The following is an 18,531-nucleotide window of genomic DNA, read 5'->3' as shown; positions in this document are numbered from 1 at the left end:
GATTGTAACTCCAATACCTCTCGGTACTGGATAAATGTCATTCATCCCTTCAGCACATAAACAGGCTGTGGGTTAAAAGAACCAGCTGCTGTTGTCTTCCAATTCCTGACGACATTGCTTCAGCTGCCAGCCATAAGTTTTTGCAGTTTGTTCAACACGTCGAGCGACTTTGATCAAACTAGGCTTTCGCTTATAAGTACCTCGCTTGTACCCACCTCGACCTTCATGATAAGCCAGATATTGACTGTATGGGTCCCATAACGAAATCCCTAGTTGGCGCCTCGTTTCGTGAGTATACCAACCGACAAACATCATTGAATCATCAAAGTTGGTACGAGAACCGCCCTGACCCGTCGCATCTTGGAAATCTTCCCAAGCAGGATCTTGAGCTTGAGCGTAACCATACGCACTGCTGACTCGTCCCCAAGGGATAAATCCCAATAAATAGTCTTTGGGTGGTTTCGCATCGTGCCGAAAGCTGCTTTCTTGTTTAATAATAGCCATAGCGACATGAATGGGAGTTCCCCACTTTTCTTCCATATCTTTGGCATCATCATACCAGCCGGATTTCTCTCGAAATATCTCACATAAATTATTCTGCTGCTTTGGCGGTGCCGTGGCACAACCTGTAAGTAACATGCTTCCGAGTACCGATACTACTAACGGTTTAATGTTCAATCCCACCCAACCTTTACCTATTCACTACTGCTTCAGATAAGCAAAGTAATCTTCCAAAAAATCATCAAAAGATAGCGTGTCACTTTGTTCCGCTTGCTTTTGCTTTTCTACTGACGACGCCACTTCCGTTTCCATCGTATCTTGCGAGTAGTACTGATAACCGTGAGCTAGATTTTCCTCGCGGTACTTCATGCCAAGCGCACAGCCGACTTTACCTAACCCACCAAGCTCTTTCGTCAGCTCTAATAGTTGACCTGAAATCGTTAGTTCTGGGTTATCAATCCATGTCTCGAGTTTATTACACACATCTTGGTATGCACTGCCACCAGCAGCCATATCCATTTGCTGTGCTATCTGACGCAGCTCGACAAACACTCGATGCGCCCAATCTTGCAGAGATAGACGTTCACCTTGGCAACCAATTTGAAGCATTAGCCCTTTTTCACGACCAGAAACAATGACTTTGTTCCAGTTGTCGCGCCAACACTCTAATTCACAGTTGTCCATTGGATCCGAGTCTGACAAGGCCGCCCAAGTCAGGAAGAGATCAAGGAATCGTACTTGCTCTTCATCCAACCCCACTGCGCTGAATGGGTTAACGTCTAGAGAGCGAACTTCAATGTACTCAACCCCACCGCGTCGTAACGCATCTGAAGGCTTCTCACCACTTTTCGACACGCGTTTCGGGCGAATTGGAGCGTATAGCTCGTTCTCAATTTGTAAAATATTGGAATTAAGCTGGCGGTATTCACCGTCCACTTTGACGCCTATTTTCGCAAACTCTTCTGATGGGTGACGAATCGCATCGCTCAAACCATCCAGATACTGATCAATGCTGTTAAAGCCAATTTTCAGTACACTTTGCGCACTATTGGTGTAGCCCAGATCGCTCAAACGCAAAGACGTCGATTTCGGCAAATACAAAGTGCCGCCAATTTTCTCGAATGGCAGATCGGTTTCACGACCTTGAATAAAAGAGCCGCATAACGCTGGCGATGCACCGAAGAAATACGGAATCATCCAACCAAAACGGTAATAGTTACGGATCAGCGCAAAGTAGGCATCAGACTTCGCATCTTGGCGGGCTTGTTCATCTTGCTCGCCGTATAGCGCATCCCAAAATGTCTCAGGGAACGAGAAGTTAAAATGCACACCTGAAATGATTTGCATCAGGCTGCCATAGCGGCGTTTTAGGCCTTCTCGGTACAGGGTTTTCATTTTTGCTGCATTCGAAGAGCCGTACTGAGCAAGCTGAATATCCTCTTCCGAGCCAACATAACATGGCATAGAAAGAGGCCACATCTTTTCTTCACCCATTTTTGTCTGCGTGAAGTGATGGATATCTTTCAGTTGTGCCATCAGTTCTGGAATTTCATGTGACACAGGAGTAATGAACTCTAACAATGATTCAGAAAAATCAGTCGTGATCCATTGGTTTGTGAACGCTGAGCCTAACCCCTCTGGATGAGGTGTTGTTGCTAGATGTCCATCCTGACGATAGCGCAAAGTTTCTCGCTCAACACCGCGTCCAAACTGCTTAAATACTTCGGGGTTTGATGCAACTTTTTTTAGTCGCGCAGCAAAATCAGTCAAAATGAGGTTCGCTTATATTGGGAGCAGGACACTTATCACAAAGGACAAGCGTAAGCTAAGTTATTGATATTTAATGCATCTAGATAAATAACCCACGAAAAGTCGCTTATCTAGATGAATAGCGGAGAAACGTTTCTCCGCTATTAAATGTGTACTCTATCGAATGATTTCAAGCTCTTCTACGTCTTTCCCCAACTTTTCTAATTGAGGACGCAGTGATTTAGCATCACCAACGACGATAATTTGATAGTCATTTGGATCAAACCACTTTTGAGCCAATGCATTCAAAGTCTGCTTATCGACTTTTTCTACGATAGCGTTTCTTTGCTGCAAGTAATCTTGATCGAGGTTGTACTTAAGAATATCACTGATGAGTTCCGCTTTTTGTGTTGGCGTTTCATATTTCAGTGCATCTTTTTGACCGACCGCTTGACGCATAAATTTCATCTCTTCATCAGTAATTCCTGACTGCGAGTATTCATTTAGCTCATTTTCCATCTCAATGATAGAAGCAACCGTTGCATCCGCTCGTACTTGCGCGGTGAAAACAACCGAGCCAGTTTCTGGATTTCCAGAGAAGTAGCCGTAAGCGCCGTATGTGTAACCCTTGTCTTCACGTAGGTTTTGGTTAATGCGGCTATTGAAGTTTCCAGCTAAGTTGAAGTTTGCCAGTTGGCTTAGGTAAAAATCGCCCGTTGCATCGTAAGGCATACCTTGACGAACCATCATGACCACACTTTGTGGTGCACCTGGTTTATCAACAAGATGGATCTTTTGCTCACCTAATGCAGCGATGCTTTGCGGTGCATACAATGGCGCAGCTTCATCCTGCCAGTTTTTCCAGAACGTCAGTTGCTGTTCAATTTCCTGTTGATCAATGTCACCAACAACGACGATTTGCGCACTTTGTGGCGTGTAATGCTTCGAGTAGAATTCACGGACATCATCCAACGTTAGTGCACTGACACCTGCTTGCGTGCCGTCTTTTGGTCGAGCAAAGACAGAATCCCCATAGAGCACCTGGCGAGTCGCTTGTGATGCCATCCAACTTGGGTTTTGATGCTCATACACAAGACCTTCTAGCGCTTGCATCTTCACACGCTCGAAGTCTGCTTGCTTAAATGCAGGAGACAGCAACATCTCTTCGACAATTTTCAACGTCGGCTCTAAGTTCTTTTCTAAAGCAGAAACGCTGATGTTTGTTGTGTAGCCCGTTGCATTCACGGAGATGACACTACCTAGTTTATCGAGCTCAGCTTGAATCTCTTCGACACTACGTTTCGTTGTGCCTTCTTGCAACATCGCGGCGGTCAATTGGGCAAGACCTTCTTTGCCCTTTTCAACAAAACGTGTTCCCGCAGGTAAACTAAACTGCATCATGACCGTTGGTGTTTCATCGCTAACCGCACCAAGCAATTCCGAGCCATTATTGAAATGAAGCTCGTACAACTCAGGCATCGTCGCTTTCACTGGCTCCCCTACAGGCGGTTGCACAGAGCGATCGAAGTTATCGGTCGCACGACGATACGCCAATTGATCATCAGTGATCTTCTCGTATTCTGGTAGCGTACGCTTTGGCGTCACAAAGGTCGCTGGTTTTACGACAAGGTCAGTTTTTCCTTTTGGTACCACGCTTAGGGTCACTTTGTTCTTACCTTGGATAAAATCCGTATACGCTTTTTCTACCGATGCAGGCGTGACTGCGCGGATCTGCTCAAGCTGTTGCTCAAGACGGTCTGGATCGCCGAAGAATGTCTCGTTGGATGCCAACTGCGTTACTTTGCCTTTAACACTTTCTAATGCAAAGATAGCATCCGCTTCCGCCTTACCCTTCAATTGTTCAAGGCGATCTTCTGTCACGCCTTTTTCTGCAAACTGATTGAGTGACTGTAAAAGCTCGTCGTACAGTTTTGATAGATCGCCTTTGTCCCCTGAATCACCCATTGCATAAACGTAAAAGTTACACGCCAGTTCTGCACAGTCATGGAATGAGCCCGCATCGACGGCTTTTTGAGTCTTGACTAAGTCTTGGTAGAGCACGCTGTTTGTACCGCCACCTAGCACTTCAGATAGCGTATCGAGAGACGCTTGGCTTTCTTCGCCGTTGTAAGTTGTTGGCCACGCGATCATCACCATCGGTTGTTGAATGCGATCTTCTAGCGTGATGTATTTGTCTTCTTGCAGTTTTGCAGGTTGTTTCGGCGCATTTTCAACCTCTGGCCCACGAGGAATCGAACCGAAGTACTTATTTACCCACTCAAGAGTTTGTTCAACGTCTAAGTCCCCACCGATAGTGATAGTCGCATTGTTTGGGCCATACCAACGTAAGAAAAACGCTTTGAGATCGTTCACATCAACACGATCAAGATCTTCAACATAACCAATAGTTTGCCACGAATACGGATGACCTTCAGGATATAGCGCTTCAGACATGCGCTCCCAAATTAAGCCATAAGGACGATTATCGTAACGCTGAGCTCGCTCATTTTTTACAGTAGAACGCTGAATTTCAAATTTGCGTTGAGAAACCGCATCCAGCAAAAAGCCCATACGGTCAGACTCTAACCACAGCATTTTCTCTAGCTGGTTAGCCGGGACAGTTTCAAAGTAGTTAGTACGATCACGGTTTGTCGTACCATTTAACGTACCGCCAGCCTCTGTGATGATTCTGAAGTGCTCTTGGTCACCAACGTTCTCTGAACCTTGGAACATCATGTGCTCAAAGAAATGCGCAAAACCAGACTTACCCACTTCTTCACGAGCCGAACCAACATGGTAAGTCACATCCACATGGACCAATGGGTCAGAATCTTCAGGAGCTAAGATCACCGTTAAACCATTATCGAGTTTATACTTTTGGTATGGAATCTTAACTTTGCCTTCTTCAGCTTTCGATGACTCAACGAAAGTTACCCCTTTCGGCAGTGATGAAACAGGCGTATTTGATGCACAACCCGTGATCACCAAAAGTGAACACGCGCCAACCCAAAACATCTTCATGTACTTTCCTTAAAATAATCCGAGATAGATAGCCGCAAGTAAGCTATACCTGGCAGCCTTTCCTAAAAATATTAAAATCACGCAAGGCAGAAACTTCATTCTCAGCCACCCTGCGGCTAAACACAGCGGGTCTCCAATTATGGGTAACCAGCTAAAAAACAATCCCCAATAGCCATACTTAGACAGCCAGTTTAATGCGGTATGACCGTGCTTTTCTTCTTGCGCTTTGTTGGGAATCCACAAGCCAAGCCAATAATTTGTTAAGCCACCAAGCGTATTGCCGATAGTGGCGACCATAATAATTAACGAAACGGAATATTGATTTAATGAGAGAGTGGCAACTAAGCCCGCCTCAGAACCACCAGGTAACAAAGTGGCACTGAGAAAACCGGTCATGAAAAGCACCCATAATGCTGAATCTGAAAACCAAAGCGCTAAACTTTCAAAGCTCGTATTAAATGCTTCTAGCATGTCATATCAAGCAACACCTTGCCTCTGGTTCTTCCTGATTCAACTTGCTGGTGAGCAGCAATCACATCGCTCATCGGATAAACCTGTTGAATTTCAGTCTTCAGTAAACCAACGCCAACCATGTACAACAAGGTATCTAACTGCGCAGGATCTGGTTCAACCAACATGCCACTAGCCTCAAAGCCTAGGAGTTTGGCTTTTTCACAAATCAGCTCAGCTGTTATGGTTGGAACGGTGATGACTCTCGCACCGTCTTTCAGGCATTTAAGCGCATCTAACGCGGCATCTCCACCTACTAAATCAATCAAAACATCAACGTCTTCAACACGTTCTGACACTGGTGCAAATTGATAGTTCACTGCGTGAGCGCCAAGGGTAGCCAGGTAGTCTAAATTTCGTTCACTGCAGGTTGTAAAGACTTCCGCTTTAGTCGCGACCGCGATTTGTACCGCTAGGTGTCCAACGCCACCGGCTCCAGCGAGGATAAGTACGCGATCGTTTTCTGTCACATTGGCTTTGCTGAGTGCTTGTGCCGCAGTTTGGCCAGCCAACGGTAATGCTGCTGCAGCCTCTAAAGTAACTGAACTGGGAACATGACTTAACTCAGCTTCTGGAACACATATGTACTGACTGTACCCACCGCCTCGGACTGGGAAACCGATAAATCCAGCCACCTCATCACCATCATTAAAACGCGACGCCCCGTCTCCACAGGACACGACTTTTCCTGAGATGTCGTAACCTGGTACCCAAGGTAAATTATCCTTGTTCTGCGCAGCTGCCCAACCGAGTCCGGCTCGAGTTTTAACATCAATAGGATTTACGCCTGAAAAAGCGACTTTTACTAAGACTTCACCAGGCTGTGGTGATGGTGTAGAAGCATGTTGAATCGCGAGTACGTTGGCATCACCAAATTCAGTGATAACGATCTGTTTGTGTTCCATAAACCATTCCCTGCAAGAAAACAAAAAGGGATGCGAAAGCATCCCTTTGACTATAAACCATTTTGTTAACCGAAGTTAATCGTGATTTTGTAAATTGGTTGATCATTCCATTTTCGGTAATGACTAGCCGACAAGTGCTAGCAAGATACCAGCGGCAACCGCTGATCCCAATACACCTGCAACGTTTGGTCCCATCGCATGCATCAACAAGAAGTTTTGCGGGTTAGCTTGTAAGCCGACTTTGTTCACCACACGCGCGGCCATTGGTACCGCAGAAACGCCAGCCGCACCGATAAGTGGGTTGATGTCTTCTTTCGAGAACTTGTTAAGCAACTTAGCCATTAGCACACCAGCACCCGTACCAATACTAAACGCAACCGCACCAAGACCTAGAATGCCTAATGTTTCTAAGTTCAGGAATTGATCCGCTTGCAGCTTCGAGCCAACCCCTAAGCCCAAGAAGATCGTCACGATGTTGATCAGCTCATTTTGTGCGGTTTTCGATAGACGATCGACCACACCCGCTTCACGCATTAAGTTACCAAGACAGAACATACCGACAAGAGGCGTTGCTGAAGGTAGGAAAAGAATCGTCATGAGTAATACTGCCATCGGGAACAATACCTTTTCCCATTTACCCACGTGACGCAGTTGCGCCATTTGAATCTCACGTTCTTCCTTAGTGGTTAGCGCCTTCATGATTGGCGGCTGAATGATTGGCACTAAAGCCATGTAGCTATACGCGGCTACAGCAATCGCACCAAGCAAATCTGGTGATAACTTACTTGCTAAGAAAATCGCCGTTGGGCCATCCGCACCACCGATGATAGCGATAGACGATGCATCCGCCATGGAGAACTCCATGCCAGGTACATAGTTGAGCAAAATAGCGCCAAACAGTGTCGCAAAAATACCAAACTGAGCTGCCGCACCTAGCCACAAGGTTTTTGGGTTTGCGATCAAAGCACCAAAGTCGGTCATCGCACCCACACCCATGAAGATCAACAACGGGAACACACCCGATTCAATCCCAATGTAGTAAACGTAGTAGAGCAATCCGCCAGGCTCAGTAAAGCCAGCATTTGGAATATTCGCCAAGATAGCACCAAAACCAATCGGCAATAACAGTAAAGGCTCAAAGCCTTTTTTGATTGCCAAAAACAGCAAGGTACAACCAACCAGCATCATACAGATTTGGCCGAACTCGAAGTTAGCGATCCCTGTTTCTGCCCAAAGGGTTAACAATCCGTCCATGATACTCCCTTACGCCAGGCTCAACAGAGGCGCACCTACTGTGACAGCATCGCCTTCTTTAACGTTCAACTCTTGAACCACACCACCACGCGCCGCACGCACTTCTGTTTCCATCTTCATTGCTTCAAGAATCAGTAGTACATCGCCTTCAGCCACTTCAGCACCAGGCTGAACATTCACTTTAAAGATGTTACCGGCAAGAGGAGCAGGCACCGCTTCAGCAGAAGCGCTAGAAGGTGCGCTAGGTGCCGTCGATTTTGCAGGCGCCGCAGAAGGAGCGACAGAGGTTAGCTCGCCTTGAGGACCAACTTCCACCTCATACACCTGTCCGTCAACACGTACGCTATAAGTTTCTACTCCACCAGTTGCTGGTTGCGCCGCAGGTACGGCAGGCTTCGCGGCTTCTAGCGTTGGTGCAGGTTCAAATGCTTCTGGGTTTTCACGATTCTTAAGGAACTTAAGACCAACTTGAGGGAAAAGCGCATAAGTAAGTACATCATCAACACGTTCACTTGCTAGCTTAATACCTTCTGATTTCGCTTTCTCCATTAGATCAACAGTAAGCGTCTCCATTTCAGGCTCAAGCAAATCGGCAGGACGACACGTAATAGGCTCTTTGCCATCAAGTACTTTAGCTTGCAGCTCTGCATTTAACTCGGCTGGCGCTTGACCGTATTCGCCTTTCAATAGACCAGCGGTTTCCTTAGTAATGCTCTTATAGCGTTCGCCAGTAAGAACGTTAATCACCGCTTGCGTTCCGACGATCTGCGAAGTTGGAGTCACCAATGGAATGAAACCAAGATCTTCGCGAACACGAGGGATCTCTTCTAAGACTTCATCAATGCGATCCGCCGCGCCCTGTTCTTTCAACTGGCCTTCCATGTTAGTCAGCATGCCGCCAGGCACTTGAGCAATCAGGATGCGAGAGTCTACACCTTTCAACTGACCTTCCCACTTTGCGTACTTCTTACGTACTTCACGGAAATACGCGGCGATAGGTTCTAGTTGCTCGAGCTTCAAATTCGTATCTCGCTCGGTTCCTTCTAGCATCGCGACTACCGTTTCCGTCGGTGTGTGACCATAGGTACAACTCATTGAAGAAATCGCTGTATCGAGAATATCAATACCAGCTTCAACTGCTTTTACCGCTGTCGCAGTAGACAAGCCTGTCGTCGCGTGACAATGAAGTGCTAATGGCACATCACAAGACGCTTTGATACGCGTGATAAGCTCTTCCGCTTCATAAGGCTTGAGTAAGCCAGACATATCTTTAATACACAGTGAATGACAACCTAAATCCTCTAGGCGTTTTGCCAAGTCAACCCAAGTGTCTGCGTTATGCACAGGGCTTGTTGTGTAAGACAGCGTACCTTGAGCATGTGCGCCAACATCGACCGTTGCTTTAACAGCCTTCTGGAAGTTTCGCACGTCATTCATTGCATCAAAGATACGGAATACGTCCATACCGTTAGCATGTGCGCGTTCAACGAACTTCTCTACTACGTCGTCGGCATAATGGCGGTATCCTAAAAGGTTTTGACCACGCAGTAGCATTTGCATTGGCGTATTAGGCATCGCTTTTTTCAACTCACGTAAACGCTCCCAAGGATCTTCCCCTAAGAATCGAATACAAGAATCAAACGTTGCGCCACCCCAAGTCTCTAGAGACCAGTAACCAACCTTATCCAACTCAGCTGCGATAGGCAGCATATCCTCAATACGCATACGCGTAGCAAATAGTGATTGATGGGCATCACGAAGGACCACATCTGTAATAGCTAGTGGTTTAGACATGCTCTTAAACTCCTTTTTAATCCTGGTTCGGCTACTTCGCGAATGAGGCGCGATGTTTATGAATCGCAGCCGAGATCGCCGCCACTACTTGTGGACTAACAGCTGAAGAGGTTGATTGAATATTAGTATTTGTTTTTGGTGCTGCGATCGGCTCTGGTACTTCTTCTGGTACCAATTTCGACATTAGCCGAACGAGATAAACAAGAATAGTGAGGAAAATAAATACGACCGCCATCCCCGTTAGCATCAGAGTGGCCGCATCTACTAGCAGGCTTCCTATATTAGTCATGTTGCTTCCTTTCTTTGTCATCCTGACAACGTGCAGGACTTTAATAGCGTCAAATCCCGACCAATGGATTATCTCGATTGGTTAAATTTTGTCAATTTTGTTTAAGGAAGGTTTGTAATAATCCTGATAAATGATTATTTATTCACTACCCAGATCACAGTTCATGACAAAATAATTACTGCGAATCTGCTATCTCCTTACGAACAGAGTAAAGGAGGACATAAATAAAAACTGCGATTTGGATTTCAAAACCAAATCGAGATTTACACATAAAAGCCAATAAAAACAAAAGGATGTCATTTAATAACAATTAATAAACAAATAAAAAACAAAGAAGTTACATTTAAACAATTGAAGTGAAAGAAACGGAAATCAATATACAGGAGAGATAGTAAGGATGGATTCACAAACTACAGCAGAAACTTTATTCCAAATTGCTTAGATAAGCACATATTCGCTTTTGGAAAAGAAGGACCTCGCCTCTAACAACTCTAGGCTATCGTTCCTGATGTCCAGATACAAAAAAGCCTCGCAATTGCGAGGCTTTTTCAGTAAATGGCGCGTCCTGGAGGATTCGAACCTCCGACCGCCTGGTTCGTAGCCAGGTACTCTATCCAGCTGAGCTAAGGACGCGCAGTTTTCGATATCAACTTTCATCAATATCAGGGCAATACCCTTTAATAAGTGGCGCGTCCTGGAGGATTCGAACCTCCGACCGCCTGGTTCGTAGCCAGGTACTCTATCCAGCTGAGCTAAGGACGCGCAGTTTTCGATATCGACTTTCATCAATATCAGGGCAATACCCTTCAATAAGTGGCGCGTCCTGGAGGATTCGAACCTCCGACCGCCTGGTTCGTAGCCAGGTACTCTATCCAGCTGAGCTAAGGACGCGCAATAATCTTATTTTACTTTGTATAACCCGTTTATCAAACGAATTATTAAATAGTGGCGCGTCCTGGAGGATTCGAACCTCCGACCGCCTGGTTCGTAGCCAGGTACTCTATCCAGCTGAGCTAAGGACGCGCAGATCTTCTTGCTAGGAAGTTGTGAAGCAAATCACATTCATTTCTTACGAAACAAAAAAAAGGCCATCGGGCCAGTCAATGAATGGCGGTGAAGGAGGGATTCGAACCCTCGATACGGGATAAACCGTATACTCCCTTAGCAGGGGAGCGCCTTCAGCCTCTCGGCCACCTCACCGTTTTCATTGTTATATCTCAAAAGAGATATGGCGCGTCCTGGAGGATTCGAACCTCCGACCGCCTGGTTCGTAGCCAGGTACTCTATCCAGCTGAGCTAAGGACGCACTTTTTTGTTGATTTCTCAACGTTGCAAGAATGGCGGTGAGGGAGGGATTCGAACCCTCGATACGGGATAAACCGTATACTCCCTTAGCAGGGGAGCGCCTTCAGCCTCTCGGCCACCTCACCGTCTTGCGGAGGCACATATTACGTTTTACCGAAAATATGTCAAACACTTTCTTTGAAAAAATCCACGAAACTGACTTAACCGTTGCTGATTTAATCAAAGTGACTATTAAACGAACTTTACCACTCTATTATGATGAAAAAAAGAGAGTCTTCTCTGAAAAAAAGACATTTATTTTCAAACAACTTCCTGGTGTTCGATTCAACAATATTGACGGATTCACGGCCACACTCAACACAATGGTTTCCGCAAATCTTCAAAAACATTAAAGACTAAAAAGGCCAACCCTCCGGTTAGCCTTTTTCATTCAAACTAAGCTCTGTAAACAGGAGCGACTTAGTAGTTACCTGAAGCAACGTTGCCATTGCCTTTTTCAGCTTGAATGCGCATGTAGATTTCTTCACGGTGAACTGAAACCTCTTTCGGAGCGTTAACGCCGATACGTACTTGGTTACCTTTCACACCTAGTACAGTTACAGTCACTTCATCACCAATCATCAGTGTTTCGCCTACGCGGCGAGTCAAAATTAGCATTCTTTGCTCCTTGAGTAATCTCTAAATTTTCTTGCTACAAAGCTATTATCCAACAAAAGTTATATTTTCGTAAACTACCTTGTTAGCGAAAATTAGCCTAAAAAGGCATGTTTTTGTTGAATGTTTAATGCTTCACTAGACGTAATGTAAGCATCATGCAGAATGTTTGCTGCTGTATCCACACATTCGGGTGCTAAAACTAGCATCATAGTGAGTGCATTCGTTGCGCTGAAATTGATCTCAATATCTCGCTTTGCCAACAAATCGCATGCGTGCTCTACCATTCCATTGGCCTCAAGCCCCACTGCGGTCAACAGGCTTACCACTTCACTATTACGGATTTTGTCGCTGAACACCAGATCGAACTTGGCACATGCATCTTGTTTTATCATGATACCTGCCCGTTCTGCTTCCTCGATCACATTCCAAATGTCTATACCCAACATCTGACATTGTTTTGTAGCACTAGATAAATGTTCTTTATCGACTTCGATAATGGCAAGGTCACGTTGAATGGCTATACCAGAGACGGCTTGATTGCCTGACTCCCCCTTTACCAAACTGCCTTCATTAACATCAAATGTCGAAAGCACGCGTAGTGGCACATTATTCTTCCATGCAAATTGCACTGAAGGTAAATGTAATACTTTTGCGCCTCGGCTTGCCATCGCTTCCATTGAAGGAAAATCGATAACCGCCAATTTGCGCGCATTTTTCACTACACGTGGGTCACAAGTATAAATACCATCAACGTCGGTAAAGATTTGACACTCGTCAGCGCGCAATGCGCCCGCCAGTGCCACTGCGCTCGTATCTGAGCCACCTCGACCTAATGTGGTGATATCCCCGTTCTCATTCACACCTTGAAATCCCGCAACAATCACGATTTGGTCTTGCTCAAGCAATCCCATAATTGTCGTGGTATCAATGTGTTTAATCGTTGCGTCATTGTGTTGATTATCCGTCACAATATTCGCCTGTGCTCCGGTAAGCGAGCGCGCAGCATGACCCATTTTATTCAAAGTCATGGCTAACAGTGCCATTGACACTTGCTCACCAGCAGAGAGCAAAACATCAAGTTCTCGAGCTGTAGGTACGCTATCTATCTGTTTAGCGAGATCCATCAGTCTGTTTGTTTCGCCTGACATTGCAGACACGACAACAACAACTTGATTGCCATCATTTTTCGCCTTAATGATGTGTTCAGCGACTTGGTGGATTCTTTCAATTGAACCCACAGAGGTTCCGCCAAACTTTTGCACGATAAGGGGCTTTTTCACCAGTCTTCACCTTCCCAAGACCGAAGTCTCTTTAGAACTGCTTACATCTTAAATATTTCCTTTGAAAAAAATTATATAAGCAGTAGTTACAACAAAAACCAAGTAGCTTAAATGACTCGGTTAACTTTTGGTCAATTAAACCACTTGGTTGCTAAAAAAAATTACGCTCAATCAAAGAAACTTGATTGAGCGTAATTTTATTAGTTAAGAGCTTATAAACGCTCTTCTAGCCAAGGCTGAACTGTTTTGATTGCCTCTGGTAGTGCTGAAACATCAGTACCACCGGCTTGAGCCATGTCTGGACGACCACCGCCCTTACCACCGACTTGCTCTGCAACCATTTTAACCAGATCACCTGCTTTTACTTTACCAGTGAGATCCTTAGTCACACCAGCAATCAAGCCAACCTTGTCACCCGTTACGTTTGCAAGCAGTACAACACCAGAACCCATTTGATTCTTGATGTCATCAACCATGGTACGTAGGTTCTTGCTATCAGCACCTTCAAGGGCCGCAACTAGAACTTTTGTGCCATTTACTTCAACCGCTTTGCCCATGATGTTAGCGCTTTCTGCGGCTGCCATCTTATCTTTTAGCTTCTGCACTTCTTTTTCTAGTGCTTTTGCTTTCTGTGCAGACTCTGCCAGTTTCTCTTCGTACTTCGCGTTTTGAGCTTCAATAGCGTCTAATGCCGCCTCGCCTGTTACCGCTTCAATACGACGAATACCGGCTGCAATACCGCTTTCTGATGTGATTTTGAATAGACCAATATCACCCGTGCTTGATGCGTGAATACCACCACAAAGCTCAGTAGAGAAATCGCCCATAGATAGCACGCGAACTTCGTCATCGTACTTCTCACCAAACAATGCCATTGCGCCTTTCTTCTTAGCAGACTCAATATCCATCACGTTGGTTTCAATCGTGTGGTTACGACGAATTTGTGCGTTTACTAGACGCTCAACTTCTTTCAGTTCTGCTGCAGTTACTGCCTCTAGGTGTGAGAAGTCGAAACGTAGGCTGTCAGCTTTCACTAGTGAGCCTTTCTGCGTTACGTGCTCACCAAGAACTTGGCGTAGTGCTGCGTGTAGCAAGTGCGTCGCTGAGTGGTTAAGAGAGATAGCTGCGCGACGCTCTGCGTCAACGATAGTTGCCACTTCGTCACCTTTCGCTAGCACGCCTTCTGCCATTACACCGTGGTGTGCGATTGCGTTACCGAGTTTTTGAGTGTCTTCAACGCGGAATACACCAGACTCAGTACGGATTTCACCCGCGTCACCACACTGACCGCCTGACTCTGCGTAGAATGGCGTTTCACCAAGCACGATGATGGCTTTATCGCCTGCAGATAGTGAATCTACTTCGTTGCCTTCAACAAACATCGCAGCGACTGAACTAGAACCTTTAGTACCTGTGTAACCACAGAATTCTGTTTGCGTATCAACTTTGATTGCTGCGTTATAATCTGTACCGAATTGACCAGCTTCACGCGCACGTTGACGCTGCTCTTCCATCGCTTTTTCGAAACCCTCTTCGTCGATCGCGAACTCACGCTCACGTGCAACGTCGTTAGTGAGGTCTGCTGGGAAGCCGTAAGTATCGTAAAGCTTGAATACCGTTTCGCCGTCTAGCACTTTGCCATCTAGGTTATCTAATGCTTCGTTAAGAATTACCATACCGCGCTCAAGTGTACGACCGAAGTTTTCTTCTTCGATACGCAGCACTTTTTCAACCACTGCTTGTTGACGCTTCAGCTCTTCGCCTGCTGTACCCATTACTTCTGCTAATACGCCAACAAGCTTATAGAAGAATGCACCTTGTGCACCTAGCTTGTTACCATGACGTACGGCACGACGAATGATACGACGTAGTACGTAACCACGACCTTCGTTTGAAGGCATCACACCATCAACAATCAAGAATGAACATGAACGGATGTGGTCAGCAATAACGCGTAGCGATTGGTTCGATAGATCTTCATAACCAATGACTTCAGCCGCTGCTTTGATAAGAGTTTGGAATACATCGATTTCGTAGTTTGAGTGAACGCCTTGCATGATTGCAGAGATACGCTCGATACCCATACCAGTATCTACCGATGGTTTTGGTAGCGGTTCCATAGTGCCGTCTGCGTGACGGTTGAACTGCATGAATACGTTGTTCCAGATCTCGATGAAACGGTCACCATCTTCTTCAGGCGTGCCAGGACGACCACCCCAGATGTGTTCACCGTGATCGTAGAAGATTTCAGTACATGGACCACAAGGACCAGTGTCGCCCATTTGCCAGAAGTTATCAGACTCGTAAGGCTTGCCACCTTCTTTGTCACCAATGCGCACGATACGATCAGCAGGCACGCCAACTTTTTTGTTCCAGATGTCGAATGCTTCGTCGTCGGTTTCGTAAACGGTTACCAATAGACGATCCGCAGGCAGTTTAAGAACTTCGGTTAGGAATTCCCAAGCAAATGAAATCGCATCTTCTTTGAAATAGTCGCCAAAGCTGAAGTTGCCTAGCATTTCAAAGAATGTGTGGTGACGAGCGGTAAAGCCAACATTTTCCAGGTCGTTGTGTTTACCACCAGCACGTACACAACGTTGAGCCGTAGTCGCTCGAGTATAGGCTCGTTTTTCCAAGCCTAAGAAACAATCTTTAAATTGGTTCATACCTGCGTTTGTGAACAGCAGGGTTGGGTCGTTATGTGGAACTAACGATGAACTTTCTACGATTTGGTGTCCTTTGCTTTCAAAGAACTTGAGGAACGCGTTACGAACCTCGTCAGTGCTCATGTACATGCAGCTCTTCCTGAAAATAGTCGAGTTAGAATTTTGCCGTATTGTAGATCATGCAAACAGCTGAGACTAGTTTTCTTGAGGAAAAGAGGGAGCAGAAGAAAAAATTTGAAGCAAAACAAAAATCAGCGCAATTGGATCAACGCTAATCTTGGTCTTCAAAGGCAAGCGCATAGCTAATTTGGTCGAAACTGTAGCCTCGGTATTGTAGAAAACGGACTTGTTTTGCGTATTCTTTTTGGTCCTTGGCTTTGACGCCTTTGAATTTCTTTTCTGCCGCCTGCTTAGCAAGTTCAAACCAGTCTTGCGGTTCTTCAGCCATGGCTTGCTCAATCACCGATTCCGCAACACGTTTCTGGTTTAACTCTTGGCGAATTCGACGCTCTCCATGTCCTTTGTATACATGCTGCCGAATTTGGCTCTTCGCATAACGTAAATCATCTAAATAGTTATGGTCTAAGCAAAAATTAATCGCGATTTCGATGTCTGATGCTTCATAGCCTTTCATCGACAGTTTTTGGTACAGCTCATACTGACCATGATCGCGACGGCTAAGCAGTTGGATAGCCGCCTCTTTGCTCGATAATGTTGGTGTCTGGCGCTTTTGGTACATGGTGATCCTAAAGGTATTTTTGCTGTACAGACTCTCAATGGCCTTTGTGATGATTCGATTTTTGATGTCAATAGATACAACAAAGCCCCGCATTGCAGGGCTTTATCACTTTTTAATCTGTGAAGGGATTAAAACTCTTCAGCTTGCTCAGGCGCCTCGCCTGCTTCAGGAGCTTCCGCAAGGGCTGGCGCTAACAACATTTCACGCAATTTAGTATCGATGGTTTTAGCCACTTCAGGATGCTCACGTAGGTAGTTGCACGCGTTCGCTTTACCTTGACCAATCTTATCGCCTTGATAGCTGTACCAAGCACCAGCCTTTTCAACCAGCTTGTGCTTCACGCCTAGATCTACCAGCTCACCTTCGCGGTTAAAGCCTTGACCGTACATGATTTGCGTATTGGCTTCTTTAAACGGTGCAGCAATCTTGTTCTTAACCACTTTGATGCGCGTTTCGTTACCAACGACTTCGTCACCTTCTTTGATTGCGCCAGTACGACGAATATCAAGACGAACAGAAGCGTAGAATTTAAGTGCGTTACCACCCGTGGTCGTTTCTGGGTTACCGAACATCACACCAATCTTCATACGGATTTGGTTGATGAAGATACACATACAGTTAGACTGTTTTAGGTTACCAGTTAGCTTACGCATCGCTTGAGAAAGCATACGAGCCTGAAGACCCATGTGGCTGTCGCCCATTTCGCCTTCAATTTCTGCTTTTGGTGTTAGCGCCGCAACTGAGTCAACAACCATTACGTCGATAGCGCCAGAGCGAGCTAGTGCATCACAAATCTCCAGTGCTTGCTCACCAGTGTCTGGCTGAGAAACCAAGAGCGCATCGATATCAACACCAAGTTTCTTCGCGTAGACAGGGTCCAAAGCGTGCTCTGCATCAATAAACGCACAAGTTTTACCTTCACGTTGCGCAGCAGCGATAAGCTCAAGCGTTAGTGTTGTTTTACCTGAAGATTCTGGACCGTAGACTTCTACGATACGCCCCATTGGCAGGCCACCAGCACCCAAAGCGATATCAAGAGAAAGAGAGCCTGTTGAAATCGTTTCTACGTCCATTGCGCGGTTATCACCAAGGCGCATGATAGAGCCTTTACCGAATTGCTTTTCAATTTGACCTAGCGCAGCGGCGAGCGCTTTCTGTTTGTTCTCGTCCATTACTTTCTCCGATTTATTCATCTTCTTTGGGCGACGAATAGTAATTCATTTTTCTTAAGCAGCTAACCTGCTCAGCAATGAAAGTTATTATACTGTTGATTCATACAGTGTCTATACCTGTATAGAAAAAATTTAGTTCACTGCTTCTAAGGATTTGCTCTAGCCCTTATCAATTCTGGGCTAAGACGGTGTAAGAAATTCTAAATTAAATGTTGATGCAATCGAGTCAATGCATGCATCACCGCTTGTTGACGAACTTCCGCCCTGTCACCAGAAAAATGCATGGTCTCAACAAAGAGCCAGTCGTGCTTATCCGCAAAAGCAAAGCAGACGGTTCCAACCGGCTTTTCATCAGTGCCTCCCCCCGGTCCAGCAACACCACTGATGGAAACCCCAATAGTGGCATTCGAGTGTTGAAGCGCACCTTGCACCATTTCAAGCACAACAGGCTCACTCACGGCACCATGTTCCTCTAAGGTTTCCACTCTCACACCCAGCATTTCCATTTTGGCTTCGTTGCTGTAAGTGACAAAAGCTCTATCTAACCAACCTGAGCTGCCTGCAATATCAGTAATAGCGGTCGCAACACCGCCACCCGTGCACGATTCTGCCGTCGTTAAAACATGACCATGCTTTGCCAATAATGCGCCTAAATCTGCGCTCAATTTTGTTGTTTTTTCCATAGCCAA

14 protein-coding genes and 7 tRNA genes are annotated in these 18,531 nt (G+C 45.7%); all 21 read right to left on the bottom strand.

Going from position 1 to position 18,531, the window contains the following annotated elements; translation table 11 throughout:
• Positions 1-72 precede the first annotated feature (72 nt).
• Positions 73-678 carry a hypothetical protein gene (locus tag L3V32_RS05880; protein WP_176320214.1) on the bottom strand — a complete coding sequence of 202 codons (606 nt, stop codon included), beginning with the start codon at positions 676-678 and terminating at the stop codon, positions 73-75.
• A gap of 24 nt (positions 679-702) precedes the next feature.
• Complete coding sequence (gene gshA / locus L3V32_RS05875; protein WP_046875082.1) at positions 703-2,271, bottom strand: glutamate--cysteine ligase; 1,569 nt, start codon at positions 2,269-2,271, stop codon at positions 703-705.
• A 156-nt stretch (positions 2,272-2,427) separates the two neighbouring features.
• Complete coding sequence (locus L3V32_RS05870; protein ID WP_150919419.1) at positions 2,428-5,271, bottom strand: pitrilysin family protein; 2,844 nt, start codon at positions 5,269-5,271, stop codon at positions 2,428-2,430.
• 9 nt (positions 5,272-5,280) lie between these two features.
• The gene (locus L3V32_RS05865) at positions 5,281-5,742 is read right to left on the bottom strand and encodes a YqaA family protein (RefSeq protein ID WP_237283970.1); all 462 of its coding nucleotides are present in this window, start codon (positions 5,740-5,742) and stop codon (positions 5,281-5,283) included.
• Positions 5,736-6,686 (bottom strand): NADP-dependent oxidoreductase, encoded by a 951-nt coding sequence (locus L3V32_RS05860; RefSeq protein ID WP_237283969.1) that lies wholly within the window; start codon positions 6,684-6,686, stop codon positions 5,736-5,738. Before L3V32_RS05860 ends, L3V32_RS05865 begins: the two co-directional genes overlap by 7 nt.
• A 123-nt stretch (positions 6,687-6,809) precedes the next feature.
• The gene (locus tag L3V32_RS05855) at positions 6,810-7,940 is read right to left on the bottom strand and encodes a sodium ion-translocating decarboxylase subunit beta (RefSeq protein ID WP_005396706.1); all 1,131 of its coding nucleotides are present in this window, start codon (positions 7,938-7,940) and stop codon (positions 6,810-6,812) included.
• A 9-nt stretch (positions 7,941-7,949) separates the two neighbouring features.
• Positions 7,950-9,734, bottom strand: a complete 1,785-nt coding sequence (gene oadA / locus L3V32_RS05850; RefSeq protein ID WP_005396707.1) for a sodium-extruding oxaloacetate decarboxylase subunit alpha — start codon at positions 9,732-9,734, stop codon at positions 7,950-7,952.
• Between the two features lie 31 nt (positions 9,735-9,765).
• Positions 9,766-10,023 (bottom strand): oxaloacetate decarboxylase subunit gamma, encoded by a 258-nt coding sequence (locus tag L3V32_RS05845; protein ID WP_005379932.1) that lies wholly within the window; start codon positions 10,021-10,023, stop codon positions 9,766-9,768.
• A 556-nt stretch (positions 10,024-10,579) separates the two neighbouring features.
• Positions 10,580-10,656, bottom strand: a tRNA-Arg gene (locus tag L3V32_RS05840).
• Positions 10,657-10,708: 52 nt separating this feature from the next.
• Positions 10,709-10,785, bottom strand: a tRNA-Arg gene (locus L3V32_RS05835).
• Between the two features lie 52 nt (positions 10,786-10,837).
• Positions 10,838-10,914: transfer RNA gene (locus tag L3V32_RS05830), tRNA-Arg, on the bottom strand.
• A 55-nt stretch (positions 10,915-10,969) separates the two neighbouring features.
• Positions 10,970-11,046, bottom strand: a tRNA-Arg gene (locus L3V32_RS05825).
• 85 nt (positions 11,047-11,131) lie between these two features.
• Positions 11,132-11,223: transfer RNA gene (locus L3V32_RS05820), tRNA-Ser, on the bottom strand.
• Between the two features lie 29 nt (positions 11,224-11,252).
• Positions 11,253-11,329: transfer RNA gene (locus tag L3V32_RS05815), tRNA-Arg, on the bottom strand.
• Between the two features lie 32 nt (positions 11,330-11,361).
• A tRNA-Ser gene (locus L3V32_RS05810) sits at positions 11,362-11,453 on the bottom strand.
• 334 nt (positions 11,454-11,787) lie between these two features.
• Entirely contained in the window at positions 11,788-11,985 is a 198-nt protein-coding gene (gene csrA / locus L3V32_RS05805) for a carbon storage regulator CsrA (protein WP_004415691.1), read from the bottom strand.
• Positions 11,986-12,077: 92 nt separating this feature from the next.
• Entirely contained in the window at positions 12,078-13,265 is a 1,188-nt protein-coding gene (locus L3V32_RS05800) for an aspartate kinase (RefSeq protein ID WP_005393869.1), read from the bottom strand.
• A 212-nt stretch (positions 13,266-13,477) separates the two neighbouring features.
• Positions 13,478-16,060, bottom strand: a complete 2,583-nt coding sequence (alaS, locus tag L3V32_RS05795) for an alanine--tRNA ligase (RefSeq protein ID WP_005393870.1) — start codon at positions 16,058-16,060, stop codon at positions 13,478-13,480.
• Positions 16,061-16,202: 142 nt separating this feature from the next.
• Positions 16,203-16,670, bottom strand: coding sequence for a recombination regulator RecX (recX, locus tag L3V32_RS05790; protein WP_005393871.1), 468 nt, complete (start codon positions 16,668-16,670; stop codon positions 16,203-16,205).
• Positions 16,671-16,798: 128 nt separating this feature from the next.
• Positions 16,799-17,842 (bottom strand): recombinase RecA, encoded by a 1,044-nt coding sequence (gene recA / locus L3V32_RS05785; protein ID WP_005393872.1) that lies wholly within the window; start codon positions 17,840-17,842, stop codon positions 16,799-16,801.
• Between the two features lie 200 nt (positions 17,843-18,042).
• Positions 18,043-18,525, bottom strand: a complete 483-nt coding sequence (gene pncC, locus L3V32_RS05780; RefSeq protein WP_046875089.1) for a nicotinamide-nucleotide amidase — start codon at positions 18,523-18,525, stop codon at positions 18,043-18,045.
• Positions 18,526-18,531 lie beyond the last annotated feature (6 nt).

It is taken from the genome of Vibrio sp. J2-4, from assembly GCF_021728155.1.
Taxonomy (GTDB): Bacteria; Pseudomonadota; Gammaproteobacteria; order Enterobacterales; family Vibrionaceae; genus Vibrio; species Vibrio diabolicus.
The sequence above is the reverse complement of the archived record's forward strand: the minus strand, read 5'-3'. Positions and strand labels throughout refer to the sequence as shown.

Excerpts from the sequence above, each read along its gene's own strand:
- L3V32_RS05870 (WP_150919419.1), bottom strand. The coding sequence starts at position 5,271 with ATGAAGATGTTTTGGGTTGGCGCGTGTTCACTTTTGGTGATCACGGGT.
- L3V32_RS05865 (WP_237283970.1), bottom strand. The coding sequence starts at position 5,742 with ATGCTAGAAGCATTTAATACGAGCTTTGAAAGTTTAGCGCTTTGGTTT.
- L3V32_RS05860 (WP_237283969.1), bottom strand. The coding sequence starts at position 6,686 with ATGGAACACAAACAGATCGTTATCACTGAATTTGGTGATGCCAACGTA.
- L3V32_RS05855 (WP_005396706.1), bottom strand. The coding sequence starts at position 7,940 with ATGGACGGATTGTTAACCCTTTGGGCAGAAACAGGGATCGCTAACTTC.
- oadA (WP_005396707.1), bottom strand. The coding sequence starts at position 9,734 with ATGTCTAAACCACTAGCTATTACAGATGTGGTCCTTCGTGATGCCCAT.
- L3V32_RS05845 (WP_005379932.1), bottom strand. The coding sequence starts at position 10,023 with ATGACTAATATAGGAAGCCTGCTAGTAGATGCGGCCACTCTGATGCTA.
- csrA (WP_004415691.1), bottom strand. The coding sequence starts at position 11,985 with ATGCTAATTTTGACTCGCCGCGTAGGCGAAACACTGATGATTGGTGAT.
- alaS (WP_005393870.1), bottom strand. The coding sequence starts at position 16,060 with ATGTACATGAGCACTGACGAGGTTCGTAACGCGTTCCTCAAGTTCTTT.
- recX (WP_005393871.1), bottom strand. The coding sequence starts at position 16,670 with ATGTACCAAAAGCGCCAGACACCAACATTATCGAGCAAAGAGGCGGCT.
- recA (WP_005393872.1), bottom strand. The coding sequence starts at position 17,842 with ATGGACGAGAACAAACAGAAAGCGCTCGCCGCTGCGCTAGGTCAAATT.
- pncC (WP_046875089.1), bottom strand. The coding sequence starts at position 18,525 with ATGGAAAAAACAACAAAATTGAGCGCAGATTTAGGCGCATTATTGGCA.